A 25,916-nucleotide genomic window follows, 5' to 3' on the forward strand; every position below is an offset into this window, starting at 1 on the left:
GTCACCAATAAATGGTTAGGTACTTGGACCGCTAACTCAAACTGACAACCTGTTTATTCAGATCATTAAATGATATATTAAAACCAATCCACTTAAGAAGAAGCAATAAGGAGGCAGGACAAACAAATCTGTCCCCACATCCATGAAAAGATATAAACTGAAAAATGACTTCAAAAATCTAAAAAAAGGCACACACTTCTACCTAGTTGCCGAATCAGAATTCATCGGCATCAAAGAATTCGTTCTTCGGACAATAGACTTATCAACTAGAATCGCCATCAATGAAAGAGAACTAGAAAGAAACTTTGTGATAGTAGGGACAGGTCCCTAAAACCCATTTGGGTCGAGGGACCTGTCCCCGCGACCCACAACTGAAGAGGAAAAAGCCCCCGCCACCCAATTCCTACTCAACAACAGGGATTCTTACAATACTCTGATCGGTAAAGATGTCATTTTCATCTGTGCTTTTTGTTGAAAATTCAGATACGATCGCGCCTTCCTCTCCTGCTTGGAACCAATGAGGTGTATTTGGAAATAGAGTATATTGCTCTCCTGGGTTTAAGATAATCTCATTCCAAACGGTAAAAGTGTCTTTTTTATCTGCTGGAAGAACAGCTTTAGGATGCTCAGTTTTTGGACCTGATACATATAAGTAAACGGTTCCAAAACGGCATCTGAAAGTTTCCTCTTTTCCAGGTGAATCGCCAACAGGAGGATGTAAATGTTCAGGGCATGTTTGTCTTGGTAAAAGGATAAGATCCTTAGCGCAGCATCGATCAGTATTTATATATTCGATTAACTGTAAACCCAATTCTCTAATTCTATTTAAGCCAAAGTCTGCAATTTCTAATTTTTCTTTCTCCTCATCGGTTAATACAATTTTTGCTCTCTCGAAATATTCAAGTGTTTCCCGCTTTATTTGATCATATTCCTCACGTGGTATCATAAAAACCCTCCATTCATTTAAGTGAACTTACTGAAATTCTAAAATAGAACAGAAAACGCTTCCATATCGAAAACAAACAATTTCTTATCCGAAATTCAGATATCCCCCTATAACTCTTGAAAAAACCTATAAAAACCCCCTAAAAATCAAGGCGATTCTTCATTTATATCTGTCCATACATTTTAGTGAATCTGAATATTGGATAAATGTTATTGAATTATAGTCATAGAAATAAACAAATTTCTGACCTATAGTAAAGGAGAAATGTAAGTGCTTACAAAAAACTAAAATAGTAAGGGGAGTAATCCTATGGTAAGAAAAATGACAGTACCTCCAATGAATTTAGTGGATCATGATGGTCCTGGAACTCAACTTTGTGCAGTTATGTCAGATGTGGAAAAGATAGAAATTAAACGCGCAGAGATCCCTGAGCCCGCTGAAGGGGAAGTACGCATTAAAATCAAGTGGGTTGGCATCTGCGGCAGTGACGTTGAAGTATATCGTGGAGCACGTGAACCTGAATTTATTAGCTATCCGACACGCTTAGGACATGAGGTTGCGGGAGTGATTGATAAGGTAGGAGAAAACGTATTAGGTCTTCAAGTAGGAGATCATGTAGCACTTCGTTATATATGGGGAGCATTCGCAGAGTATGTCGTTTGCAGTCCTTTCTCAGTTAAAGTGTTACCAAAAGAGTTGCCACTAATTGAAGGCTCTCTAATCGAAGTGGTACCAGCATTAATATCAGCAGCAGAAAATGCGGATATATCTCCTAATAAAAACGTGCTAATCATGGGACAGGGAGTAAGTGGTCTGGCACTAACACAGGTTGTGAGTCTATACAGCCCGAAGAATCTTGTAGTAACAGATTTATTTGATGAAAAGCTGGAGCTGTCCAAAAAATACGGAGCTACACATACGTATAAATTGCCGTCAGCTGATACAAAGACAATGGATATAGTGGGAGAAGATTTCCCTGAAGGGTTTGATATTGTGATTCCATGTCTGCTTGAAGGTTCCGGTATGGTCGATGCGATTGATGCCGCTGCTCAAAATGGAAGAATTGTCATGTACGGTTGTATTGGTACATGTCATGAACCAGTAGACTTCTTTAAAGTTCATAAAAAACGTTTAGATATTTTTTCGACAGAACCAAAGAGAGATATCGATAACCGCCGATATTTTGACGAAGGCCTAAAGCTCGTTATGGATGGTCTCGTAAATACAAAAGAAACCATTACACATATTTACCCGCTGGAAAAAGTAGATGAAGCTTTCAAAAAAAGGAATCATCATAGCGGCGACACAATCCATGTGATGATCGATTGTGAGGTAAAAGGAAAGAATGACTAATTCATGCTTTTACTGCGAAAAGAATACAATCTTACAAGACTTAATGATAGAAATTGAAACACTCAATTCTTCAACCTTCTACTTAAATAAAGACCAGACTCATCCTGGAAGATGTATTCTCGCATTCAACGCTCATAAAAATGAATTATTTCAATTATCAACAGATGAACTCCATCTTTTTATGGATGATGTAGCTCTTGCAGCAAAAGCCATACAAGATGCTTTCCAGCCTCAAAAAATAAACTATGCGATTTATGGCGATATCGTTTCGCATCTTCATTTTCATATTGTGCCTAAATATATTAATGGAGCAGATTGGGGAGATGCCTTTACAAATAATCCTGAAATAAAAAAGGAGTTACTAGAATCACAATATAATGAGCTGATAAGAAAAATAAAAGTGCAATTAAACCAAGAGGGGGTTGCAAAATGAAAAAAAAGACAAATGGGAAATTTGCTTTCATTGGTGCTTTCTTGCTGATCGTTTTAACTTTAGTTGGTTGTTCATCGGGTGCTTCAGGTGAAAATGGTGACGGAAATGATAGTGGTTCAAAAGATCAAATCGTATTGCGTTTATCGGAGCCTCAAGTAGATGACTATCCAGATTCAATAGCAGAAAAAGAGTTTGCTAAAAAGGTTGAAGAGCTTTCAGATGGCCGGATTAAAATTGAAGTATACACAGGCGGTCAATTAGGGGATGAGACGACAACCATTGAGCAGACTCAAGTAGGCATTATCGATATTGGCAGAGCAAATGCCGGACCACTAACACAATTTGCTGAGAGTCTCGGTGTTTTCAGCTTCCCATTTCTTTTTGATAGCAGAGAACATATGTGGAACGCACTTGATACCTCCTTACAAGAAGAATTATTTGAAGATTTGGAAGGTTCTGACTTAGTTGGGCTTGCATTTTATGATGCTGGAGCTAGAAGCTTTTACTCTACTGAATCGATTGAGACTGCTGATGATGTAGAGGGGATGAAAATCCGTGTCATGCAGAATGATATTTTAATAGATGCTTTTGAAAAAATGGGTACTTCTCCTACCCCATTAGCTGCTTCAGAAGTCTATAGTGCGCTGCAAATGGGTGTCATAGAAGGCGGAGAAAATAATGTAAGCACATATGTAGCGGATGGTCATTTCGAGGTTGCCAAAAATTTCACCTTATCCGAGCATTTACGCATTCCTGGTGTTCTATTTATGAGCAAAACTTCATGGGATAAACTTTCAGAAGAAGATCAGAAAATCATTAAAGAAGCTGCAAAAGAATCAGAAAAGGTCCAGCTGGAAGAATACGATAAATTTTCTCAAGAGGCTATGGATCGGGTAGAGGAAGCAGGAAATAAAGTAATTGAACTCTCGGAAGAGGAACGTAACGCATTTAGAGAAAAAGTTCAGCCGCTGTTTGAAGAATATCATTCAACATATGGTTCTCTTTTTGAAGCAATAGAAGAAGCGAGATAATTTAATTTCTCAGGCAAAGGAAGAATGATCTCTTTGCCTGAGGAAAATATATAAAACCATTTGGGAGGAGATCCTGTGACAGCCAAAATGCTCTTGCATATCAGAAAGCTAACCGAATCTTTTGTCTTGCTAATGATCGTACTTATGACGATGATCATCAGTTACCAGGTTATCTCAAGATTTGTATTTAACACAACACCTCCTTGGATTCAGCCATTGTCATTATTATTAATGGTTTGGATTGGCTTTATCGGAATAGCAATTGGTATACAAGATAACAGTCATATTAAAATCAACTTATTTGTTGAGAAAATGCCGAAAAAAATACAAACATTATTAAACTACACACAAAGGGTTTTAGCGGTTTTATTTGGATTATTTATGGTCATTGAAGGCGGAAAATTCTCATTAAGTATGCTAAGTTCCTCCATTCCTGGATTAAAAGTGCCATCAGCGGTTTTGTATATTGCTGTCCCATTAGCCGGATTACTTATAATTGTTTACCTGATATGTGAGTTTTTAGGGAAATGGGAAAGCTTATCAGAAGAAAGTGAGGTGGAATAATAATGGTCATTGCCACTTTGATTATTGTGTTTTTGATTCTGTTAGTAATAGGAGTTCCCGTTGCATTAGCTATGGGATTAACCTCTATAGTAGTAGCCTTTCAGCTGGATATCTCATTATCTGTTCTTGCTCAAAGAATGGTAGCTGGAATTAATAGTTTTCCATTATTAGCGATCCCCTTTTTTATTCTGGCAGGTGAAATTATGAACACTGGCGGAATTTCACAGCGACTTATTAAGCTTTCTGATGTGATTGTTGGGAGATTTCGTGGCGGTCTTGGAATGGTGAATGTTAGCTCCAGTATGCTCTTTGGCGGGATCTCAGGCTCCGCTTTAGCTGATACTTCTTCCACTGGTTCTGTAATGATCCCGATGATGAAGAAGAAAGGCTATGATGCAGACTACTCTGTAGCTGTAACTGTAACCTCTGCGACACAAGGAATAGTCATTCCGCCAAGTCATAATATGATTATCTATGCGCTGGCGGCTGGAGGTGGAATTTCAATAAGCTCCTTATTTCTAGGCGGTATTATACCTGGAATTTTACTCGGTATTGGGTTAATGGTTACAGCCTATATAATTGCAGTGAAAAGGAATTATCCTGCGGAAAAACCTTCTTCTTTTAAAGAGATCATCACAGCATCACGACAGGCTATTCCAGGTCTGCTCACTGGTGTCATAATTATTGGCGGTATTATGTCGGGAATTTTTACAGTTACAGAGTCTGCGGCCATAGCAGTTGTTTATGCTTTTATAGTAAGCTTTGTTTTTAATAAAGATGTTCCGATCTCAGCAATTGTACCTGTGTTACAGCGGACTTTTAAAACGCTCGCACTTGTTTTATTTCTAATTGCTACATCAAGTGGATTTGCCTGGTTATTGGCAGTGCTTCGAGTCCCTGCCATGATTTCAGAGGGTTTGCTAAGTTTGACTGACAACCCGATATTCATCACTCTTATTCTCATTCTAATACTACTGCTTTTAGGAACCATTCTTGATGTTGCACCCATTATTCTGATTACAACTCCGATCTTGCTGCCCATTGCTACAAGCATCGGAATGGACCCAATTCAGTACGGCATCATGATGATGATATGCATGGCGATCGGATTGGTTACACCCCCTGTAGGAGGAGCACTGTTTATAGGCAGTGCGATTGCAAAGATACCAATTGAAAAGGTTGTGAAAGGAATACTTCCTTTTTATATCAGTATGATTATCATTTTGCTCCTTGTAGCTTTCATACCGCAGCTTTCGCTTACGATACCAAGTTTATTTGATAACTAGCTAATCTACCAAGATCATCATTAGAGATCATCTGAAATCTTTGGCTGTCTCTTTAAAATCGGAGAAAACTCTTTCTCTAGAAGAATATGTTTTCCGACCACAGTTCGAGCCTGTTCCCGATAATCTGTTGGAGAGATGCCCTCCTTCATACTGAATAGTCTTGAAAAATAGGGAGCTGATAATCCAACAAGTTCGGCAATCTCCGTGATTGTAAAATTGCTGAATTCAAGATACTCTTTTGACTTTTCAATCCTTAATTGCTGTAAAAAGTTCATCGGAGTTGTATCAAACTTTTTCCGGAACAATTCAATAATATAATGTGGATGAAAATTGAATTCCTTAGAGATATCAGCAAGCGTGATCTTAGATTGCAGATGATCAGATAGATATTGAACCACTGGAAAATCCGGGTGAAACTCCTTCTTTATGGAATAAAGGAAACTTTGATTTGTATTTTCAGTAACATCATTTTCTTGAATGCTTGAAAGTAATATGTCTTTAAAGCCCACATCGATGCGATAGGGAATTAAGAAGTTTGATTGCTTCAAGTTCATGACAGAAAGCTTAAATAGCTCTTTTAATTTTGGCGAGTCTCCCATAAAGTATGGGAACGGCAGTTGATTTTTATGAAAAAGTTCCTCAACTTCAGTACTAATAATATCGAATTTAATATCAATCGTAGAAGACGTTGTTTTAAAATAGAAATTATGTTCATATCTCTTGGAAATAAAATAGGCATGCTTGGGGATAAGGTCATATGTTACACCGTTTAATTGAATGATCCCCTCTCCGTCTATTATAAAAAGAAGCTGATAAAGATCCTCATGGTAGTGATTTTTTACTCCGGTGTTTTTCTCATAATCAATTCGGGAAATCCAAAACACTCTTAGTTGATCATCGCGCAGCATATTTACACCACCTTATATTGATAGGGCTTTAATCATATTATATAGAAATAAATCTATTAAGGAAGGATCCGTTTTAATATTCTGTCATTTATAAAGTCTAATGTATTCATAGTCGGGAGGACTTATTATGAAGTATGTGATTGGGATTGACTTAGGAACAAGTGCTGTAAAGGCAATATTGGTTGACTATGGCGGAATTGTGCATCAAACAGTTTCCAGGTCTTACCCTTTAATCCAAGAGAAATCAGGATTTAGCGAGCAAGACCCGGAGGAATGGTATAAGAAGACCAAAGAGGCGGTAGCAGAACTTATAACCAATTTTGAAGGAAAGGCGGATGAGATTGAGGGTATTAGCTTTTCGGGCCAAATGCATGGTCTTGTTCTATTAGACCAACACCTCAATGTATTGCGGAACGCCATTCTCTGGAATGATACTCGTACAACCAAACAATGTGAGGAAATCTATTCCGTTATTGGGGAAAAGCAATTGATCGCTATTACGAAGAATACAGCGCTCGAAGGGTTTACGTTGCCGAAGTTATTATGGGTAAAGGAACATGAACGTGATACCTTTGATAAAATAAACCTTTTTATGCTTCCAAAAGATTATCTTCGTTTCCGAATGACAGGGACAGTACAAACAGATTATTCCGATGCAGCAGGCACACTGCTTTTAGATGTGGCTGAAAAAAAATGGAGCCAGGAACTTTGTGAAGCGTTTGGGATTGATATCAAAACATGTCCTCCGCTGGCCGAATCTCATGCTTATACTGGTACTATTAAGAAGGAATTCGCAGAAGAAACGGGTCTAACTGGTACAACAAAGGTTTTCACTGGAGCAGCTGATAATGCTTGCGGAGCAATTGGAGCAGGAATCCTTTCTGAAGGGAAAACATTATGCAGTATTGGGACATCTGGTGTTATTCTATGCTATGAGGAACCGCAAAAAAGAGACTATGATGGAAAAGTTCATTACTTTAACCATGGCCAGGAAGATGCCTATTACAGCATGGGTGTCACCTTATCAGCTGGTTATAGTCTAAGCTGGTTTCGTGATTTCCTTGGAGGAGAGGAATCCTATGATTCACTTTTAAAGGGAATTGAACATATTCCTCCTGCCGCAAATGGTCTTCTCTTTACCCCATATTTGGTAGGGGAAAGGACACCGCATGCTGATGCATCCATTCGCTCAAGCTTTATAGGTGTAGATTCAAATCATACCAAAGTGAATTTTGTTCGGGCCGTTTTAGAAGGTGTAACCTTCTCTTTGAAGGAAACAATTGATATATTAAGAGACAATGATCATGAAATCAATACCATCATCTCTATCGGCGGAGGAGCGCAAAATAAAACCTGGCTGCAAATGCAAGCAGATATATTTAATGCGAAGGTGGTTAAATTAGCAAGTGAACAAGGTCCGGCGATGGGTGCAGCCATACTCGCGGCTTATGGGTGTGGCTGGTATAGTTCCCTGCAAGAATGTTCAAGAGTATTTATTTCCTATGAAAAAGCATATGACCCTATCCCATCAAACGTAGAAGTATATGAAACGTTATACGAAATTTATAAAAAAGTGTACATACAAACGAAGAATCTAAATAAGGAATTGGAACATTTCAGGTAGAATGTTTAAGTGGGGGTCAGACCCCCGCTGGTTTAAAGTGGTATTGTGTTAAAGTAATTACTCTTTAATGGGGGCCAGTCTCCGGTTGGTTCTATTTGCCACCTAATGACATGGTAAACGGTGCGTTTTGGGGACAGGTTCCTCATCCCAAAAGAATGCGCAATTAGGATTTGAAAGGACCTCACTTGTTTGGTGGGGTTTTTTCGTGTGTATTTGGAGAAATTGCGCTTTGCCTAATTTGTGTTTTGCTTTTCTGTGACAAGTTGTCCAATTATATGCCAATTTACTCATTGTAATGGTAAAATTATCAAGTGTCACTATTTGAAAGGAGTGTTTATCATGAAAAAAGCATTGCTAATCATTCTAGGCATCATTCTTCTTTTACCGGTTCTAATCATCTTAGCTCCCTTTGCTATTCCGTTCTTGCTGCTAGCCGGTATCCTCGTCTTGAAAAGACAGTATCCGGCTATTAAAGGGGCAGTAGGGGAGCGGTATGTGAATAAAGAGCTAATTAAACTCGGCGAGAATTATAGAATCTATCATGATCTGTATGTGCCAAATGGAGAAGGAGGAACTTCGCAGGTGGATCACGTTGTGACATCACCATATGGGATCTTTGTCATTGAAACCAAGCATTATGAAGGCTGGATTTTTGGCGGGGAGAAGCAGAAGCAATGGACACAGACCATCTATAAACGAAAAGAGAAATTCCTTAATCCGATCTGGCAAAACTATGGCCATATCCAGACCATAAAAAAATACATCGATCAAGAAGACTTTGCTTATATTCACTCAATCATTGCATTCTCTCAGAATTCAACTTTCAAATTTAAAGAAGACTTTCACTCTGCAAAAGTGATTCAATTTCCGCAATTAATACAAGCCATCAAGGAATGGGATTCTCCAGTTTTAAATGAAACGCAGCTGAAAAGTATTGATGCAGCGCTTGAAAGATTAATCATTATAGATCAGAACGCAAAGAAAGAAATAAAGAGAAAGCATGTGGAAGATATTAAACATAACCGCAAAGCAAAGGTACGGAAAGAAAAAGAAGAAACTAAACAGCAAAAATGCCCGAAATGTGGTGGAGCATTGTCATTGAAAAAAGGGAAATATGGCTCCTTTTACGGATGCAGCAGCTACCCAAAATGCAGATATACATCGAAGGTTTCTTAAAAACAACAAAAAAATGACCATCCTTATGTGATGGTCGAAGACGCTTATCCTGAATAGTTGTACTGTTTTCTATGCTTTTCTTTCACCTTAGCAGAGGCCAATGTATATGGTTTTAACATGTCATAAAGTGCATCAATCTCTTTCTTATTCAAATGCTTCGGACTATTGGCATTTTCATATCTCATAAACGTTGGCAATACATCTCGGTTTATAACAGAAGTGTTGAGATTGTCATATGTAATACTTTTCAGCTCACACCGTTCGCTGAAAACAACGATATTAAAGATGAATTTATCTGTTAGCGCATATAACACCTTCATCACGGCTTTTATATGTGTTTGGTTCTGCTTAATCGGATTATAGAACTTATTTTTCTTCCCATTCTTTAAAACCTGTGTCCAATATTGATCCTTCTCATGCCCGAAAATCCAACCGCTATAATTCTTTGACTCCATAATATAAATACCGGTCTCATGAATAAAAACAAGATCGATCTCGCTAATATAGCCGTTATCTCTCTCAATATATAAATTGCATAAAGTTCGCGAATACCCAGGCGCATTATGCAAATACTCATACGTCAAATATTCACCATAAATGCCATCATCCTCATCCAAATCTTTCTTTGTATAACCTGTCTCCTCAAAATACTTAGCCATGATTTCCGGATTTCCTAGACTTTGATGCCTAATGAATTCAAAAATTCTGTCGATATCCATTTTCATAGAATTTCACACCGTTTCTATTGAATTTTGGTTGGGGGGAGTAAATGCAGAGATGGCTTTTAACAGTAAAACAGCTTTGCTACTACTGTAATGATCCAATCCATTTTATAATCAATTCTTCATAGCAATTTTATGTATTGATAGAATATACTTATTTTCCTTTAGAAAGGTTTCGTACTAGAAAGGATTTTTAAGAACTTTTTTATTCTAGAGTAGAATCAATATTTCGGATCAAACACATTATTTACATCGCCAAATACTTTATAGATTAATATTTTTCTAGGTTATGGGAATTGGACAATTTAGATGCTGAATACCCATTTATAAAACGAAATGGGTGGTTCAACTTGACCAAGCAGCCAAAGAAGATCAAACTTTCCCAGATCAGAGTGGAAACAAGTTATCGAAAAGATGAGAAGTATTTAAGTCTGGAATATAGTATTAACAGGCACGGATTAGAAGTGCCGCTAATTGTTGAGGAAGAAAGTAAGAATAGAATATGTACTAGTGGATGGATACCGTCGTTATAATGCCCTTGATTTTTAGGCAAAACCGATGCTGACTGTATCGTTGAGCAGCACTCATCAGTAGAAGAAAAAATAATTAAAAGGTTAAGGATAGAACTACACACCAAGAAGAGAACTGCATATCAGCTGGAAAGAATGATTAAGCGCTTATTAGAAAATGAAGAGTATACGATCAAATTGATTGCAAGCCTTTGTGGAGTTAAAGAAGCGACAATTAAGAAATATGTACGGGGTGCTGATGTTAAAGAAGAGTGGTTGAGAAAAGGAGAAAAAAACAATGCAGGCAGGCATGCTTATACAGATATTAAGCATTTGAATGTCAGTGAAGAAAACAAAGATCATATTGCTGATATATATGGTGAAAAGAAGATCAATAAAAATACGGTTGGCGTCATTAAAAAGGCGACGAGTGAAGAAGCATTTAAAGATATTCCGGAAGAACATGTCAAAGAGTGGGTAAATCAAATTATCGAGCAGCAAACGAAAAACTATGAAAATGTGAAAGAAATAGTCTATGAAAATAGTTTGCAAGCGAAATATACAATAAGAGCACATACATTTATGTATAATCTAACATTGACTTTAATTAAAAGAATTGAAGGAATATTTAGCATAACGAATTTCACGGCAAACTTATCACCTAAGCAAAAAGAAAAGCTGTCTCAAGGCTTCACGAACGTACTGTTATTGTTGAACCCGCCATTAAAATGGTCAGACTTTCCCAAGGATGAACAGTCTCGTAAAAACATAGAAGATGATGATGAGAACGTGGAGCATTGAGGATATTGAATCAGCTGGTTAATTCGATTAGGGCTCATAACCTATATTGGTGGTGAGCCGTTTTTGCGTTGTGAGAACTAATCATTTCTAAGAACATTATCCCAACATATTGGGTGTATTTACCATTATTAAGTCTACTCATCGTTATTTGAGAATGCTATTATTATATCGGACAGGTGTCTAAATATGAAAAAAACTAGTAAGAGTTACAGCATATATCAAAACTTTAGATTGAAATGAAATGATAGTTTAAAGTTTAATTAACAAACTCCTACGTTAACAGATAACTGACCAACTACAAGAATAAACGTATAGGAGGAGATTCAGATGGATGATGAATCATATGATGGATATGACGGTGGGATGTACACCGGTGGTGGTTCTAAAGGATATAGAGGCAAGACGAAGATCCCTCACTTTAGGAGAATAGGATATCGAAAAAGACGTTCAAGAAGAAATATGGGTGCCAATCAGCTTGAGCCAGTAGAGTTTTTTGCAATTAGTGTGGTTATTACTATGCTGGTGACTGTACTCTTTCAAATTGAATGGTTATTCGCGTCATTTTATGCGGTATTTGTCTTTTATACAATGCTCACTAAGAATGTAAATCCAATTAGGTTTATATCAAAGGTTCTTACAGGAATGGGTATGTTATTCTTTGCAGCCATTACCTTCGTTTTTATACTTGATATTATGGTCGATGGAAATGTAGATCCAACTATACCGATTGCTTACGGATATATTATAAGAATTCCTTTGTTAAGTTGGTCTATCGTTTGGCTACTAGAAGGCTGGATCAATTGGCTTAGAACAAGGAAAATGGCAAAAGAGAACTTTAAAGAGAAAGAGAAATCGACTAAACTCTTATTACTGAAAATAGCTAAGATTAGTTACATTGCTTCTATAGCAACTATAATATATGGGATAGTAAATTTCCTTCATCTTTCATATACTTTAGGTTTTCTATTGTTTGGTGTGTTGCTTCATTTAGATTTTTGGAATGTAGATTTAATGATAGGATTCATATTGTTAGGGAAGTTTTTACAGTGGGTAGCGTATAAAAAGTAGTGAGTAGTGGGGCCAGACCCCCGCTGGTCCGAACCCAAAAAACACAAAAGTCTACGATAACTTATACCGGGAATACGAAACCCTCTATCATTATTTTGGCGTTGAATTTAAGGGGATTATGAAGAGATTGAAGGGACTGCGGTCCAATGAAACTGCAGGGGTTTTTTAAACCTTTGAGATTGATACGAAGAAAAAAACTAACATTAATAGCACAAACCAAACCGTGGTTTGTGCTGCTTTTATATAATAGATAAAAATTCATCGACATATTTCGTGGCGTCACAGAAGTGACGCCCCGGATTTTTGTTTACTTCCCAAGATTATTATTATGCTCCACCCAGTACTCAATAAACGCACTAGCCGGCACTGGTCTGCTATAGAAGAAACCTTGTATTTCATCGCACTCCCATTCATGAAGACATTGCAGCTGATCCTCGTTTTCTACTCCTTCTGCTGTTACTTGGATCCCAAGGTTTCTTGCTATTGTTATCAAAGATTGGACAATAGCGGCATGCCTTTGATGGTTTGGAAGGTCTCGAATAAAGGATTGATCAATCTTAATTCGATCTAATGGGAATTTTGATAAGATCGTTAAGGATGTATAGCCTGTGCCAAAGTCATCCATCGTAATTTGCACACCTAAACTTTTAAGAATTTTGATTTTTTCAATGGTGAGTTCAGTGTTCTCAATCGCCAAACTTTCGGTGATCTCTATATCTATTTTGCTGGGAGTAACAGAGAATTCTTTCAAGCTTTTCATAAGAAAAGGAACAAAGTTTGGATCAAGGAATTGCTTGGGAGATATATTTATGGATATATGACACTCGGTTGCAGCTCCTTTTACCCAATCACTATATTGCTTAAGCGCTTGTCTGATAATCCATTTGCCTAATTGAATGATTAAATCTGTTTCTTCTGCTAAAGGGATAAACTCGCCTGGGCTGACAAAGCCTTTAGTGGGATGCTGCCAGCGTATCAATGCTTCTGCACCAACAATTTTCTTATCTTTAGAACTGTGTTTAGGTTGATAATATAATTCAAATTGCTCCTCTTCAATCGCAATTTTCAATTCCTCATACATCGTAATTTTGGAGAGCATATTTTCCTCTAGAGATTCTTTATACTCTGAGTAATTATTGCGTCCAGCTTTTTTTGCAGCATACATGGCCATATCTGCATGTTTAATTAATTTATGATAGTCTTGTCCATCTTTCGGATAATAGGAAATGCCCATACTTAACGTAATTTCCTTCTGCTGTCCTTCTAGATAAAAGGTTTTCTGCATCTCTAGCTGAATCTCTTCTATTATTTTTTTTACTTCGTTAGCGTTTGTGACCTCGGTTAAGCAGACTAGAAATTCGTCCCCGCCAAGTCTGGCAATTAGACCTTTTTTCTGGATGGCATATTTTAATCTCATCGTAATTAATTTTAACAACGTATCCCCTGCAGCATGACCGAGATGGTCGTTAATAACTTTAAACAAATCCACATCAATGAGTATGGTCGCAAAAAAGCTGTCTTTTTTAATCTGGTCGTCTACTTCTTTATATATTGCCCGTCGGTTCAGTAATCCGGTGAGTTCATCATGATACGCCAAGAAGTTCACCCTTTTTTGAACTTTATTTTGTTCTGTAACATCCTGAGCAATGACATATATGCCTGTAACAGAATCATCTATGTTGATTTGTGTTGCTGTCGCTTTGAGATTTACTATTTCATTATTTTTAGCAATGATAAAAGTCTCAAAACTAATGCTGCTTCCTTTTTTTATCTCATGAAGGAGTGTTCTTATTCTCTCTGTTTCATCCTTATATAATATCTCATTTATTTTGAACTGCAGAATTTCCTCTGAGGTGTAGCCTGTTAAAGAGAAAACGGAGGGGTTCACATCTTTAAGATTCCCTTCCAAATCTAAGATGAAAATAGCATCAGGATTGTATTGAAATAATGATCTATATTGCTGTTCCTTTATTTTTAATTTCATATTTTGATTCTCTACAAGGCCATGCTGATAGATCATCTGGTTTTCAATATAATTGATGGTGATAATAAACAATATAAGCAAACTGCTTAAAGAAATTATTGTCATAGAGTAGTTTAATCCATGAATTAGACTTTCTATAAAAAGATAAATAGTAGAAGCGTACGAAATACTAAATATGATAAAGAAAACAGAACTCTTTGCATGAGTGGTTGTTCTATTGAGCATTAATCTGTCTATATGAAGGTGCTCGAAAATCCTTGCAATATTATAAATAGATGCTGATAAGAGTACGAAAGAGTAAGCAATTATTTTCCCGTTCATATGAATGGAGATAGAATAAACACTACCCAGCAAATGATGTATATAAAGTAAAATAAAGGAAGAAACAATCCCGCTTAATAAAAGATAGGAGAGAATTCCCTTCTTTCGATTGGTTACGACTTTTGATGGGTTTATAGTAAATTTTCCAATTGTATTCAATAGCATGAGGCTAATGAAGCTAAAAATAGTTATATAAATACTAGTCTGTAAAGTAAGAAATATACTTTCTTCTGATAGTTCAATGACTTTCATACTCAAAAGAGATATGTATGGAATAAAGGGAATAATAACGCTACATAGGAGTGCTAAAAATAGCATATAAAATATCTCATACAACTTCTTCCCAGCACTTGCACTTGCTACATATATATTTATATTCAATATAAGAACACAAATCACACAGCAAACAAGTAAATAAAATATTAAATTCACCATGGACGATCCTCCTGGTCTTAGATGCGAAAGTGGTACTTTTGTCCTTAGCACATTATATAATTAATTTAGCGATTTGTGCGGGAATTCGGGGTGGAAGATTATTCCTGTTTTATTTGTATTTGTGTGTATGTGCGTGGAAAGGCGTCACAGTGGTAAATTGGGGTCAGACCCCCGCTAGTTTAAAGTTATAAAGCGATAAAGTGAGTATTGTCTATTGCAAAATAATAGTGCAGAGCTTGCAAAATGAAATTCAGAGCCTGTACTATTTTTATATGGGAATAGAAAGAGACTTGCCAGTCACCTCAAGTCGCTCATCTTTTTTCGATGCCGTAAAGATTTATCTAGACCAGGCTATTTGTGTTTGTTATAGACAAAAGAAAAAGCACCAGCGAATATAATCACTAGTGCTTCCTGTAATTTCTTATTTTACTACTCTTACATACTCTGCTTTAATCCATTTACCTCCACCAATTCCATACCAGCCATCCTTAGCTGCATATGTTTTAAAAGTGTCGCCTGGATCAACTCTTCCTGCATACGCACCGCCTGGAGCATCATAAACATTTACAGCATGTTTAAAATCAACAGTCGCTCTATAAGGTGTTACATCAACATGAGTTTCTAAAATCCACCTGCTGTTCCCAACATCGAAATATCCGTGCTCCTTATTCGCGTCTAACTTTTTATTATAAACTTTATATTGCCCACCATTAGGAAGTGTTCCTTTTAATCCATAACCTGGTCCGCCAAAATAATTAACAGGTCCACCACTTGCAGTGTTTATTCTTAATGTAGCCCACGTTCCATCATAGGTATGTGGCGTTGTAGGATTAGTTGGTTCTCCTACATTTGTTCCAAGATAGTTACGAGGATTCTGAGCGTTTGTTTTATCAGCATTCCAAGTACCTTTATGCACTTCGAAATGTAAATGTTGTCCATAAGATTGGCCAGTATTACCCATATAACCTAATCTTTGACCTTGCTGAACAGTTTGGCCAGCTGAAACCGTTCTTGACCCCGATCTCATATGAGCATAAACCGTTTCATATACTTGACCATTAATATTATGACGAAGAATAACAGTCTCACCATACGAGCTAGAACTATATGAACGTGTCACTGTTCCAGATGCTGAAGCAATAATGGGTACCGTTCCGCCCATTGCAATATCTATCCCATCATGAAAGTCAGGTTGACCATTTAGTGTCCTCCAACCATATTCTGAAGATACTCTTCCATCAGCAGGCCATATAAAAGTTGCTGCTGCACTAGCGCTACTTCCCCCAAATGGTATAACTGAAGTTACTAAAACCAAAGTCAAAAGATATACGATTGATTTCTTTAATTTTAAAATCAAATGTTTTTCCTCCTAGAATGTTTTAGAAGCTAGTAATAACCACTTTGAAACTATTATGTAATATATTTACTACCATCTGCCATAATTCTACAAATCTAGTAATCTTGAGTCAACAGAGTTGCGGTAATTACCAATATGTACCTGTTTAATTTTATGAAAAGGGGTCAGACCCCCGCTAGTTTAAAGTTGTAAAGTGTTAAAGCTATTGCAAAATGAAAAGACAGATCCCTTCACAACTTTAATAGACAAATAAAAAAAGACTTGCCAGTCACTGCAAGTCTCTTTAGTGTCATTGTTTTCTAATCAACTTAATATTGAAGATAAAGAAAGGTACTGGCAAGGGAATGAATACTAATCCTCAAGCCGTCTCTGTATCCGCTATTTCCTCCAATACAGCTTTCAGTCCCTGTCTCATTGAATCTTCAGAAGGTAAGTGTACCTTTTTCCGTTTTTTCACTTCCTCTTCAACAGAGCTTTGCATTAGGTTACGTGCAAAAGCGTAGCGGTCCGGGCTGGCGAACATGTCTTTTAAAGTTTTCGCATTTAATAATTCTTTTAGTGAATCAATGCTATTTTCTGCTTCTTTTTTTGTAAGCAGATAGTCTTCTGCCATTTGGGTGAAGACTTTTTCAATAATACGGACCATTTCATTGGCATCGTCTTCGATAAAGTTATTCAAAACGACATTTGAGACTTTTCCAGCTGCGCTTCCAGCTGCAAACGACCCAAGCAGGCCGCCAACAAATCCGCCAACAGCTGTTCCAACAACTGGAATAACAGAACCGATGGCTGCTCCAGCTGTGGCCCCTCCAAACCAGCCAGCTGTGCCGCCAGCTACGGCAGAGGTAGTATTTGCGACATTCTTAAATAATTGAGCACCAGAAACTCGACCTCTAAAAATATTGACCACATCTACTGACGATAAAACTACAACAGAAACCGCCCCTGTAATAGCATTGCCTCTTAGCAGTTTCGCAGCGCTTTTCATAGCTGCAGCGCCGTAAATATTCGTACCGCTGCGAAAAGCATTGACTAAAGCAGCCGAAGCTTTTGGACCAATGATTTTTACAACTGCCTCAGAGCTTCCTACGAGTGCACTATTTAATCCAGCTTTCGAAAGCTGACTTGCTAATACGGCTGTTACAAAAGTAGTTCCACCAACTTTTAATCCAGAGTAAGTGGCTGTCTTCAAAGCCTTATCAAATTCTTCTCCATTCCAAATAGAAGTTGCAAATGTTAAAGCAGTACTCACACCAAACGCCGTTGTAGAGATAATTGCCCCATTTGCTGCATCAAAAATAATGGATTCTACTGTGCCAGCTCTAGCAATATTTCTTGCCTGTTCATATGTAAAGTGACCTTTCCTAACAATGTTTTTTGCCTCAGCAATGTCTGAGACACCAGGCACTTCACCCTTTCTAATGCGATTTTCCATAGCTTGCACAGCTGCATCATATTTGTCAGAAGGGACTTCAATATTCATGGGCGATCCATCTGTATTCCAATATTTAAATTTTCCATCCTGAAAACACTCTTGAATACATTTAGAGCCTGAATTGCAATATTTTGATTGAATCGACACTCCATCCACAATGCGGTCAGCCCCATATTTGGCATTATCATCACCAATGATCGCAGCATTCTTTCCTGTCAGCTTATCAAAAAGATGATTCGCTCTCTCTGCAGCGAAGCCATGACCCCTTGGTGTATTAAATTTATCCATCCCGTATATGGTGCTGGCATTGCTGACATTTCCGTATATGATCCCAGCTACTGACTCTCCGGCTAAAACATCGTCCCCTAAGACTTGCTTTTGAACATGAACCTGAAGGGAGTGTAACGAGTTTACAAATTGCTGTCTGGCAGTATTTAATGAATCCATCATGATTACCTTCTTTACTTTGTAATATAGGATTTTAGTTATGGTTATATTTTACCATATTTTATGGGGGCCAGACCCCCGCTGAATTAAAGTTATACAGTGCTAAAGTTATTATTAAATATACTATTCTGTTAGGCCGATGATTACTGGTTATAGCCAATGAAATGGCCACTCCAAAACGGAGGGGGACGGGCCACGAAATTCAAATAATATTGGGGATTTGGTGAAATAAACATTTGCACTTAAGCTCAAATTATATGCGAATAAAGCATAAACACACGAAGACTTTCCGATCGTCTTGCTTTCATACTCAAATAAAGTATAGTTGAAGCATGAAAGTAAAAGAGGTCGGATAATATCAGTGATCGTGAACACAAATAACTACGAGATTGTGTGACGGGTGAAGCGGGAAAGCGAGGTTTCCCCGAGCCATTATCGGAAATCTGGAGACTGCACCCAAGATCTCCTATATAGCACTTAAGAATAAAAGAGGAGGTTGAATCGAGGAACCGTTCTCATAAACTTATGAAAAAATACAAACTAACTAATGACTTTCGAGATTTTAAAAAAGGTACACACTTCTACTTGGTTGCCGAATCGGAATTTATTGGGATCAAAGAATTCGTTTTTCGGACAGCAGATTTATCAATTAGAATTGCAGTAAATGAAAGAGAACTGCAAAAAAACTTTACTCTAGTGGCGGACATACACCACTAGAGTAAAGTTTTACTGTGTTTAATCATTTGTGGAAGAGGCAAGAATTTTACGATTATTAATGTTTAATTACAGCTAATAAATATACCAACCAATGACTCTCTATTTACCACATAATGACAAGGCGTATCAGCAAATGACAAGATTTTACCACTTATGATTTAGGTAAGAAAGTTGAATTTTTATCCGTGGGAGAGCAATTGCTTCTCCACCTGCTTGGATTCCGATTCCTTCCATTTTACCACCTACATCACCTGCCAACCCCAACTACTTGTGTTTGTTTTAGACAGAAGAAAAAGCACCAGCGAATATAATCACTAGAGCTTCCTGTAATTTTGTTATACTACTCTTACATATTTAGCTTTAATCCACCTATGGTCACCTATCTCGAACCATCCTTCCATAGCACCGTTTGTCTTAGATGAATTGCCGCCTGAATCAACTCTTCTTGGATAAGTCCTTTAGGAGCATAATATACATTTACTACATGTTTAAATTTAACAGTCGCTCTATAAGGTGTAAAATCAACTCTTGTCTCTAAAATTCAACTGCTGCTAATTATTTTTAATATTTTCAGGTATTGATAGGAAATGTTTTTGTAAAATAATGTTATAAAATGATTATACTTTTAGATGGGGATTGCTTTATTATTATTGTAGTATAATTGATAATATAATCCTTGATTTTGTATTAAGGTTTCATGTCTTCCAATTTCTTCTATCATTCCTTCGTTCATAACAATGATTTTATCAGCATTTTTTATTGTCGATAATCTATGAGCGATTATAATTTTGGTGCTTTCTAGCTCTGAGAGACTATCATGTATTATCCTTTCAGATATATTATCTAAAGCGCTCGAAGCCTCATCTAATACAAGTATAGGAGTTTTTCTTATTAATGCTCTTGCAATTAATAAGCGTTGGATTTGACCACCAGATAGATTATTTCCAGCTTCAGATAACTTTGTACTAAAATTCATAGGAAGTTTCATAATATCTGAGTAAATATTAGCTTGTATAGTTGCTTTTATAATATCATGAATATCTATATCTTCTTGGAACATTGTTATATTTTCAAGAATTGTTCTATTGAATAATTTGGAATCTTGAAGAACCGAGCTAATTTGTTTTCTTAAAGTAACTTTAGATCTTGCATCCATCTTATAATCATCTAAAAGAATTTTACCTTCAGTGGGTGTGTAGAAACCTAATAGCAGTTTTGCTAGAGTGCTTTTTCCAGATCCTGAAGGCCCAACAATTGCAATAGTTTCACCTTTATGTACTTTAAATGATAAATTAGAGATAACTTGTTTAGAATATTTGGAATACTGAAAAGACACATTTTGAAACTCTATTTCTCCTTCTAGTTTTATACCTTCAAATTCATTGTTGTAATCTTCTGTTTTTGAAGTAATGACATCCTTAATACGTTGGAAGTAAGATCCTATACTTAATATTTGAGTATAACTGCTGCTAAGTGAAACGATTGGACTAATGAATGAGGAGGAAATTGTACTGAAAGCAACTAGAACCCCTAGTGTGATATCGCCATTAATTAAGTAAAAACTGCCAAACCATAGCATAGCTAGAGGAACAATTAATTGAATAGAACTTGTTATTGCTTGTATCCCTCCACTCCAAACATTTAACCTTTCTGATGTTCTAACCTCTTTACTAAACTTTTCTAACCAGTTATCAAACATCGTATTTTCTAGTCCAAGCATTTTGATATCTGATATACCGTTTATACTATCTGCTAAGATAGTTTGTACATCTGCTTGCTGAGAGACATTTTCATCGGAAAGGGTTTTAATTATCCGAGTATTAAAAATTAACATTGTAACAATTATAAGGCTAATCGTTATTAAAATTAAACTTAGTGGAACTGAATAAGTTAACATTATTATCATATAGCTAATAACCAGTAGAACATCAATAAATAAGGATATGCTTGTGCTTGATAGTAATTGTTTTATTAAAGCATTAGAATTTGCTCTAAATATTAGGTCTCCACTAGCTCGATTTCCAAAGAAAAGATACGGCAATCGTAATAGTACACTCATGAATTTTGACATGATGTTAACATCTAAAGTTGATTGGAATTTAGCAATAACGATCGATCTAATAATAGATAGAAGTAAATTACTAATGAATACGAATAGTAATATCAACCCTGTACTATATACAAAATTAAACTCAGTAACACCTAATACATTATCTGTGAACCTTTGTGTAATGATAGGAATTGAAATGGCCAGTGCTTGCAGGAGCCCTGTTAAAAAGATCAAGGTAAATATATATCTTTTAGACTCTTTGAGAAAAGACAAAAAAACATTATTTTTTGATTTTTTTCTTTTAATAAATGTCTCATTAGGAGTTAAGTTTAAAACCTTTCCCGAGAATAACTTAGAAAATTCTTCTTTTTTTACCTTTTTTCTCCCCTCGGATGGATCCACAATAAAAAAGTAATCTTTCTTTATTTTTTCAAGAATAACATAATGGTTTTTATTCCAATGTAATAGTATAGGAGAATGAAATTCCTTTAAGTCTTCAATATCAACTCCATACCCTTGACTCTTCATGTCCATCTCGTTTGCCATACAAGCTAAATCATAAAAAGAATAACCACTCGATAATGAACCAAACCGTTCCCGTAGTTCAGATAGAGAAACGTGATATCCATAATAACTTAATAGCATAGCCAAACACGCTAAACCGCACTCACTATGTTCCATTTGACTTATATAGGGTACTCTTTTTTTAAGTTTTATTAGTATCAATCCTTTCTAATAGTATTTCAAACTTTCTAATCCCCCTAGGATATATATTCCATTTTGGATGTAAAATATATGGTAATTATATAGTTATGCAAGTATTCATTCAACCAAATCATGATTAATATAACTATATTCTTAAATATATAGAGAATAGTAGAAATTGTAAGTAAATATCTATTAAGCGGGGATTTTCAACTTATAACTGCGCTTATATTGTTTGTATTTTCAAAAAATTAATTGAATTTCGTTATTTCATAAATTAATATTATTATTGCATTAAAAAGTTAAATTTTAGGAGGTAGTTAAATGTCAAACGAAGCATTAATTAAGGCTTGGAAAAATCCGGAACAGAGAGGGAATGCTAATCATCCTAGTGGCAGAAGCTTCAATGAATTAAGTATCGACGAAATGATAGCTGTAAACGGAGCAGCTGAGACACAAGCAACACCATCAATTATTTCAGCATTAACCTTACCTACAGCTACACAGTGTATTTCTGCAGCAGCTTCCCTTGTAGGCAGTGCTTCTGTAAGTGGAATTGTTAGTTATGTAACATTTAGAAAGTGTTTCGGATAAAAGGAGGAATATAGTATGAATTCTGAAGAAATCATTTCTAATTGGAAAAAAACAGAAAATCGTTCTAAGTTGGAAAACCATCCATCAGGCTCAAGTTTTAATGAGTTAGCTTATGAAGAAATGTTAGCAGTTTGTGGAGGAAGTGGAGTTGCTGAACCGCAAGCAACACCAACAATCGCTTTAACTTCTGCTCTTGTTGGTGCTCCAGTTAGTGCTTTTGCTTCACTGACTATCACTGCAGTTTTTTGTAAATAATTGTACAGGAGACGAAATGCATCTAGCGCTTTTGTCTCCTTTCTCTATAACAAGGAGGGTTACCATGAAAACTGAGATAAAAATTGATATCCTAAATTATTTGAAGGCTCTTACTTTAAACGAACGCTATAAAATTATGGAATTAACTAAAAAAATTACTTTTGATGATGAGAGCTTTTCAAATTGGAGAGAAAGAAAGAATATATTACACCCTCAAACATTTGATAAAATGCTGGAGCTAATGAATTACAATAAAAATATTTTTTCTCATTCTGTTAATCCAACTGCATTAATGGATGTAGATCTAGAACATTTACATAACTTTTTAAATAACCAAACATGGTATACAGTTTTACAAGATTCCTTACATCTTTTAAGTGAGGATAATAGTGAGTATAACAATTCTAAAGGTTTTACTTTTATTTTAAGGCCATTTATTTTGTATGTTGAAAAAGAAATAACCTCTCAATTTGAGAAATACAATTCCATATTTAATAAAGAAGTCATTAAAGACATTTTGGACGCTTTTATATTTAATTCAATTCAAATTGCTATGAAAACTATTTTACTCGAATTAAATGTTTCTAGACTGCGTGGTGAATTAAGTGGAGATTCCCCAGAGGATAGATTTCACTCTTTTAATAATTTGTTTGCGGAAAAAGATAGATTAATTGATTTCTATTCAGAGTACATTTTATTAGCAAGGTTGCTGTCTACTAAGGCCCATTTTACTGTAAAAAATACAATAGAATTTTTAGAAAATATAACTATTAACAAAAAAACTATATATGAAGAGTTTAACTTGGACGAAGATGATCTTATTGAGAGCATTTCCCCAGGTTTAGGTGATTCACACAATGAAGGTAATACGGTTATTTCATTAACTATGAGTTCAGGCAAAAAATATCTTTATAAACCGAGAGACTCTCAGATTGCAATAGCTTATCATGATCTTATCAACTGGTTAAACAGTAAAGAAAGTATTCTTAAGATGGGTACATATAAAATAATAAATTTTGGCACCTTTTCTGTAGAAGAATTTGTACCTCATATGGAATGTAATAGTGAAGAAGAAGTAAAGGAATACTATACTAGATTCGGTCAAATTATTGCATTAATGTACATACTAAATGGTAGAGATATGCATATGGAAAACATTATTGCTAAGGGGAATACACCAGTAATTGTTGATACTGAAACACTTTTACACTCTTATGTCCCAGTTGCTGCTATGGAGAATGCAAACTTTAAAGCTAATATGGAAAAAATGGACTTTGTTTCAAGTACTCTTCTATTGCCTGGTGAGATCAATTTCGATACTCTGCAGAATAAAGGAGTTGACCTTAGTGCATTGAACGGACAAGAAAGAGCATTACCATATGAAGTTCCTGGTGTAATTAATAATAATACGGATACTATGATGTATGGGATGATCGAAACCAAGCTTCCAGGTTCTAATAATCTGCCTATGTATGCTAGCCAAATTGTTTCCTATCATGATTATATAGATGAAATTATAAAGGGCTTCAGAACAACTTGTAGTGTAATTATGGCATACAAATCAGAACTGTTAGATGCTGATGGAGTTATAAAACAATTTGAAGAAATAAATGTAAGGATAATAGCTAAGGGAACTTCACAATATGCATCTTTGTTATCGTATATTTACCATCCTGACTTTTTACGGGACGCCATAGAAAGAGACAAGGTATTTGAAAATATATGGGTATATCCATATCAATATAAAGAGGTCATTAGAAGTGAGTATCGAGATATGCTTAATGATGACATACCAATATTTTTTAATAATGTTAATTCAAAGGATCTAATAGATAGTAAGGGTAATATTCTAAAAGATATATTTAAAGAGACGGCATTTAATAGGTTAGTTACCAGAGTTAGCAAACTCGATGAAAATGAAATTAATAGGCAGATCTCGGTAATAAAAGTACACACAGGAAAAGTTGATTATGAAAATGAAGTAGCCCCAATAAGTATTAAGGACTATGCTAATAGTAGAGCTGATAAAGGATCCAAGGTAGATCATGATGATACCTTTATTCAGGAAGCTATTAAAATAGAGAAGGAATTAAGAAATCTAGCTATTTATTCGGATGATGAAGAGACGGTTACTTGGTTAGACATTTTTCAAGCAAATGAAGATTCACTTAATATTAATGCACTTTCTAGTGACTTATATAATGGACTTGGAGGAATATTCATATTCTACCATAACCTGTATAAGGTTACCAAAAATAAAGAATATAGAGAAATAGCTAATAAAATATTAACAGCAGCAGAGCATAGTATTAACCATAAAGAAAATTATTCTGCTTTAACTGGCAGACTTTCTCTACTTTATCCATATTCCATTTTAGTCTTGGAAGAAAAGGATACTGAGGCTGAAAAAAAATTAGATAAACTCTTAGAGCTAATTAGCGAAAATATGAACTCAATTGAGCATTTTGATTGGATAGATGGCACAACTGGAATCGCTAGCATTGTATTAAACCTGTTGGAGAAAACCGGAAATATTGACTACTTAACAATATCTATAATGTTAGGAAACAAGTTAGTTCAACAACTGAATGATTTAGAGAAAGAGTTAATTGGCGGTTTTGCTCATGGTGCTAGTTCTGTAGCATTAGTATTAATGAGACTTGGGTCCTTAACAAATGTTAAATCATTTACAGATAAGGGGTTAGAGATTCTTAACCATGATCGATCCTTCTATTCTATAGAACATAATGGGTGGCTTAACAAGGCGGAGTATGATTCTTCAATCGTAAGATATGATTGGTGTCATGGTTCGGTAGGGATTGGGTTGAGCAGGCTATTAATGAGAAAATATTACTCAGATGATTTACTAGATACCGAAATTATCAGAGCATTAGAGTCGACAGAGGAAAGCAATTGCAGAAATAGTGACGGTATATGTCATGGGAATTTTGGGGTAACCGAAATATTACTAGCTGCATATCAACATTTACAGCATGAAGAATATATTATACGAGCGAGGAAATTGTCCTTGAAATTGATTGATGATGCGAAGACACGAGGTTATTACTTAACGGGTGGCTTAGATCAATTTCCTAAGATTGGGATGTTTACCGGTCTTGCTGGTATAGGAAACCAATTACTCAGAGTATCTTCTCCCGATACCATCAACTCAGTTCTAGTTTTAGAATAATTAGG

The 25,916-nt window shown here is 35.8% G+C and carries 21 protein-coding genes; 14 read left to right on the plus strand and 7 right to left on the minus strand.

Annotated features, from left to right (window positions below):
- Window positions 1–142 precede the first annotated feature (142 nt).
- Window positions 143–331 (plus strand): hypothetical protein, encoded by a 189-nt coding sequence (locus B7E07_RS23880; protein WP_080843912.1) that lies wholly within the window; start codon window positions 143–145, stop codon window positions 329–331.
- Window positions 332–403: 72 nt separating this feature from the next.
- Here B7E07_RS23880 and B7E07_RS02530 read toward each other — a convergent pair whose 3' ends face one another.
- On the minus strand, window positions 404–946 hold the full coding sequence (locus tag B7E07_RS02530; RefSeq protein ID WP_139785556.1) for a D-lyxose/D-mannose family sugar isomerase: 543 nt from the start codon (window positions 944–946) through the stop codon (window positions 404–406).
- Window positions 947–1,255: 309 nt separating this feature from the next.
- Between B7E07_RS02530 and B7E07_RS02535 the strand changes: the two genes are divergently transcribed.
- The 5 genes from B7E07_RS02535 to B7E07_RS02555 all read left to right on the plus strand — a co-directional run bounded on the left by B7E07_RS02535 (window position 1,256) and on the right by B7E07_RS02555 (window position 5,613).
- Complete coding sequence (locus B7E07_RS02535) at window positions 1,256–2,299, plus strand: zinc-dependent alcohol dehydrogenase (RefSeq protein ID WP_080843913.1); 1,044 nt, start codon at window positions 1,256–1,258, stop codon at window positions 2,297–2,299.
- 43 nt (window positions 2,300–2,342) lie between these two features.
- Complete coding sequence (locus tag B7E07_RS02540) at window positions 2,343–2,732, plus strand: HIT family protein (RefSeq protein WP_257391380.1); 390 nt, start codon at window positions 2,343–2,345, stop codon at window positions 2,730–2,732.
- The gene (locus B7E07_RS02545) at window positions 2,729–3,763 is read left to right on the plus strand and encodes a TRAP transporter substrate-binding protein (RefSeq protein WP_080843915.1); all 1,035 of its coding nucleotides are present in this window, start codon (window positions 2,729–2,731) and stop codon (window positions 3,761–3,763) included. The genes B7E07_RS02540 and B7E07_RS02545 overlap by 4 nt, the downstream gene beginning before the upstream one ends.
- 75 nt (window positions 3,764–3,838) lie before the next feature.
- Window positions 3,839–4,327: a TRAP transporter small permease gene (locus tag B7E07_RS02550; protein ID WP_080843916.1), complete on the plus strand. Its 489-nt coding sequence runs from the start codon at window positions 3,839–3,841 to the stop codon at window positions 4,325–4,327.
- Between the two features lie 2 nt (window positions 4,328–4,329).
- Complete coding sequence (locus B7E07_RS02555; protein WP_080843917.1) at window positions 4,330–5,613, plus strand: TRAP transporter large permease; 1,284 nt, start codon at window positions 4,330–4,332, stop codon at window positions 5,611–5,613.
- Window positions 5,614–5,633: 20 nt separating this feature from the next.
- Here the strand turns inward: B7E07_RS02555 and B7E07_RS02560 are convergent, their stop codons facing one another.
- Window positions 5,634–6,521 carry an AraC family transcriptional regulator gene (locus B7E07_RS02560; RefSeq protein WP_080843918.1) on the minus strand — a complete coding sequence of 296 codons (888 nt, stop codon included), beginning with the start codon at window positions 6,519–6,521 and terminating at the stop codon, window positions 5,634–5,636.
- Window positions 6,522–6,648: 127 nt separating this feature from the next.
- Here B7E07_RS02560 and xylB point away from each other — a divergent pair, with 127 nt between their 5' ends.
- Window positions 6,649–8,145 carry a xylulokinase gene (gene xylB, locus B7E07_RS02565; RefSeq protein ID WP_080843919.1) on the plus strand — a complete coding sequence of 499 codons (1,497 nt, stop codon included), beginning with the start codon at window positions 6,649–6,651 and terminating at the stop codon, window positions 8,143–8,145.
- Window positions 8,146–8,484: 339 nt separating this feature from the next.
- Window positions 8,485–9,321 carry an NERD domain-containing protein gene (locus B7E07_RS02570; RefSeq protein ID WP_080843920.1) on the plus strand — a complete coding sequence of 279 codons (837 nt, stop codon included), beginning with the start codon at window positions 8,485–8,487 and terminating at the stop codon, window positions 9,319–9,321.
- A gap of 44 nt (window positions 9,322–9,365) precedes the next feature.
- Here the strand turns inward: B7E07_RS02570 and B7E07_RS02575 are convergent, their stop codons facing one another.
- Window positions 9,366–10,046 carry a nuclease-related domain-containing protein gene (locus B7E07_RS02575; protein ID WP_080843921.1) on the minus strand — a complete coding sequence of 227 codons (681 nt, stop codon included), beginning with the start codon at window positions 10,044–10,046 and terminating at the stop codon, window positions 9,366–9,368.
- A 347-nt stretch (window positions 10,047–10,393) separates the two neighbouring features.
- Between B7E07_RS02575 and B7E07_RS02580 the strand changes: the two genes are divergently transcribed.
- The 3 genes from B7E07_RS02580 to B7E07_RS02590 all read left to right on the plus strand — a co-directional run bounded on the left by B7E07_RS02580 (window position 10,394) and on the right by B7E07_RS02590 (window position 12,421).
- The gene (locus tag B7E07_RS02580; protein WP_080843922.1) at window positions 10,394–10,576 is read left to right on the plus strand and encodes a hypothetical protein; all 183 of its coding nucleotides are present in this window, start codon (window positions 10,394–10,396) and stop codon (window positions 10,574–10,576) included.
- 132 nt (window positions 10,577–10,708) lie between these two features.
- Complete coding sequence (locus tag B7E07_RS02585) at window positions 10,709–11,353, plus strand: hypothetical protein (protein WP_080843923.1); 645 nt, start codon at window positions 10,709–10,711, stop codon at window positions 11,351–11,353.
- A gap of 327 nt (window positions 11,354–11,680) precedes the next feature.
- Window positions 11,681–12,421 (plus strand): hypothetical protein, encoded by a 741-nt coding sequence (locus B7E07_RS02590; RefSeq protein ID WP_080843924.1) that lies wholly within the window; start codon window positions 11,681–11,683, stop codon window positions 12,419–12,421.
- Between the two features lie 307 nt (window positions 12,422–12,728).
- Here B7E07_RS02590 and B7E07_RS02595 read toward each other — a convergent pair whose 3' ends face one another.
- From B7E07_RS02595 to B7E07_RS02615, 4 genes are all read right to left on the minus strand, one after another.
- Window positions 12,729–15,161 carry a sensor domain-containing protein gene (locus B7E07_RS02595; RefSeq protein ID WP_080843925.1) on the minus strand — a complete coding sequence of 811 codons (2,433 nt, stop codon included), beginning with the start codon at window positions 15,159–15,161 and terminating at the stop codon, window positions 12,729–12,731.
- A 421-nt stretch (window positions 15,162–15,582) separates the two neighbouring features.
- Window positions 15,583–16,518 carry a M23 family metallopeptidase gene (locus tag B7E07_RS02600; protein WP_080843926.1) on the minus strand — a complete coding sequence of 312 codons (936 nt, stop codon included), beginning with the start codon at window positions 16,516–16,518 and terminating at the stop codon, window positions 15,583–15,585.
- A 358-nt stretch (window positions 16,519–16,876) separates the two neighbouring features.
- Window positions 16,877–18,403 carry a hypothetical protein gene (locus B7E07_RS02605; protein WP_218970392.1) on the minus strand — a complete coding sequence of 509 codons (1,527 nt, stop codon included), beginning with the start codon at window positions 18,401–18,403 and terminating at the stop codon, window positions 16,877–16,879.
- A 1,339-nt stretch (window positions 18,404–19,742) separates the two neighbouring features.
- A complete protein-coding gene (locus tag B7E07_RS02615) occupies window positions 19,743–21,893 on the minus strand; it encodes a peptidase domain-containing ABC transporter (RefSeq protein ID WP_080843928.1) in 2,151 nt (716 codons plus the stop codon).
- Between the two features lie 303 nt (window positions 21,894–22,196).
- Between B7E07_RS02615 and B7E07_RS02620 the strand changes: the two genes are divergently transcribed.
- The 3 genes from B7E07_RS02620 (at window position 22,197) to B7E07_RS02630 (ending at window position 25,911) form a co-directional block, all read left to right on the plus strand.
- Window positions 22,197–22,466, plus strand: a complete 270-nt coding sequence (locus B7E07_RS02620) for a mersacidin family lantibiotic (RefSeq protein ID WP_080843929.1) — start codon at window positions 22,197–22,199, stop codon at window positions 22,464–22,466.
- A gap of 15 nt (window positions 22,467–22,481) precedes the next feature.
- Entirely contained in the window at window positions 22,482–22,721 is a 240-nt protein-coding gene (locus B7E07_RS02625) for a mersacidin family lantibiotic (RefSeq protein ID WP_080843930.1), read from the plus strand.
- A gap of 64 nt (window positions 22,722–22,785) precedes the next feature.
- Window positions 22,786–25,911 carry a type 2 lanthipeptide synthetase LanM family protein gene (locus tag B7E07_RS02630; RefSeq protein WP_176215095.1) on the plus strand — a complete coding sequence of 1,042 codons (3,126 nt, stop codon included), beginning with the start codon at window positions 22,786–22,788 and terminating at the stop codon, window positions 25,909–25,911.
- The last annotated feature ends 5 nt before the right edge of the window (window positions 25,912–25,916 follow it).

Origin of the sequence: Cytobacillus gottheilii (assembly GCF_900166665.1) — a bacterium.
GTDB classification, from domain to species: domain Bacteria; phylum Bacillota; class Bacilli; order Bacillales; family Cytobacillaceae; genus Cytobacillus; species Cytobacillus gottheilii_A.

Excerpts from the sequence above, each read along its gene's own strand:
- B7E07_RS02535 (WP_080843913.1), top strand. The coding sequence starts at position 1,256 with ATGGTAAGAAAAATGACAGTACCTCCAATGAATTTAGTGGATCATGAT.
- B7E07_RS02605 (WP_218970392.1), bottom strand. The coding sequence starts at position 18,403 with ATGATGGATTCATTAAATACTGCCAGACAGCAATTTGTAAACTCGTTA.
- B7E07_RS02595 (WP_080843925.1), bottom strand. The coding sequence starts at position 15,161 with ATGGTGAATTTAATATTTTATTTACTTGTTTGCTGTGTGATTTGTGTT.
- B7E07_RS02570 (WP_080843920.1), top strand. The coding sequence starts at position 8,485 with ATGAAAAAAGCATTGCTAATCATTCTAGGCATCATTCTTCTTTTACCG.
- B7E07_RS02545 (WP_080843915.1), top strand. The coding sequence starts at position 2,729 with ATGAAAAAAAAGACAAATGGGAAATTTGCTTTCATTGGTGCTTTCTTG.
- B7E07_RS02585 (WP_080843923.1), top strand. The coding sequence starts at position 10,709 with ATGATTAAGCGCTTATTAGAAAATGAAGAGTATACGATCAAATTGATT.
- B7E07_RS02625 (WP_080843930.1), top strand. The coding sequence starts at position 22,482 with ATGAATTCTGAAGAAATCATTTCTAATTGGAAAAAAACAGAAAATCGT.
- B7E07_RS02555 (WP_080843917.1), top strand. The coding sequence starts at position 4,330 with ATGGTCATTGCCACTTTGATTATTGTGTTTTTGATTCTGTTAGTAATA.
- B7E07_RS02575 (WP_080843921.1), bottom strand. The coding sequence starts at position 10,046 with ATGAAAATGGATATCGACAGAATTTTTGAATTCATTAGGCATCAAAGT.
- B7E07_RS23880 (WP_080843912.1), top strand. The coding sequence starts at position 143 with ATGAAAAGATATAAACTGAAAAATGACTTCAAAAATCTAAAAAAAGGC.
- B7E07_RS02530 (WP_139785556.1), bottom strand. The coding sequence starts at position 946 with ATGATACCACGTGAGGAATATGATCAAATAAAGCGGGAAACACTTGAA.
- xylB (WP_080843919.1), top strand. The coding sequence starts at position 6,649 with ATGAAGTATGTGATTGGGATTGACTTAGGAACAAGTGCTGTAAAGGCA.
- B7E07_RS02630 (WP_176215095.1), top strand. The coding sequence starts at position 22,786 with ATGAAAACTGAGATAAAAATTGATATCCTAAATTATTTGAAGGCTCTT.
- B7E07_RS02620 (WP_080843929.1), top strand. The coding sequence starts at position 22,197 with ATGTCAAACGAAGCATTAATTAAGGCTTGGAAAAATCCGGAACAGAGA.
- B7E07_RS02560 (WP_080843918.1), bottom strand. The coding sequence starts at position 6,521 with ATGCTGCGCGATGATCAACTAAGAGTGTTTTGGATTTCCCGAATTGAT.
- B7E07_RS02540 (WP_257391380.1), top strand. The coding sequence starts at position 2,343 with ATGATAGAAATTGAAACACTCAATTCTTCAACCTTCTACTTAAATAAA.
- B7E07_RS02590 (WP_080843924.1), top strand. The coding sequence starts at position 11,681 with ATGGATGATGAATCATATGATGGATATGACGGTGGGATGTACACCGGT.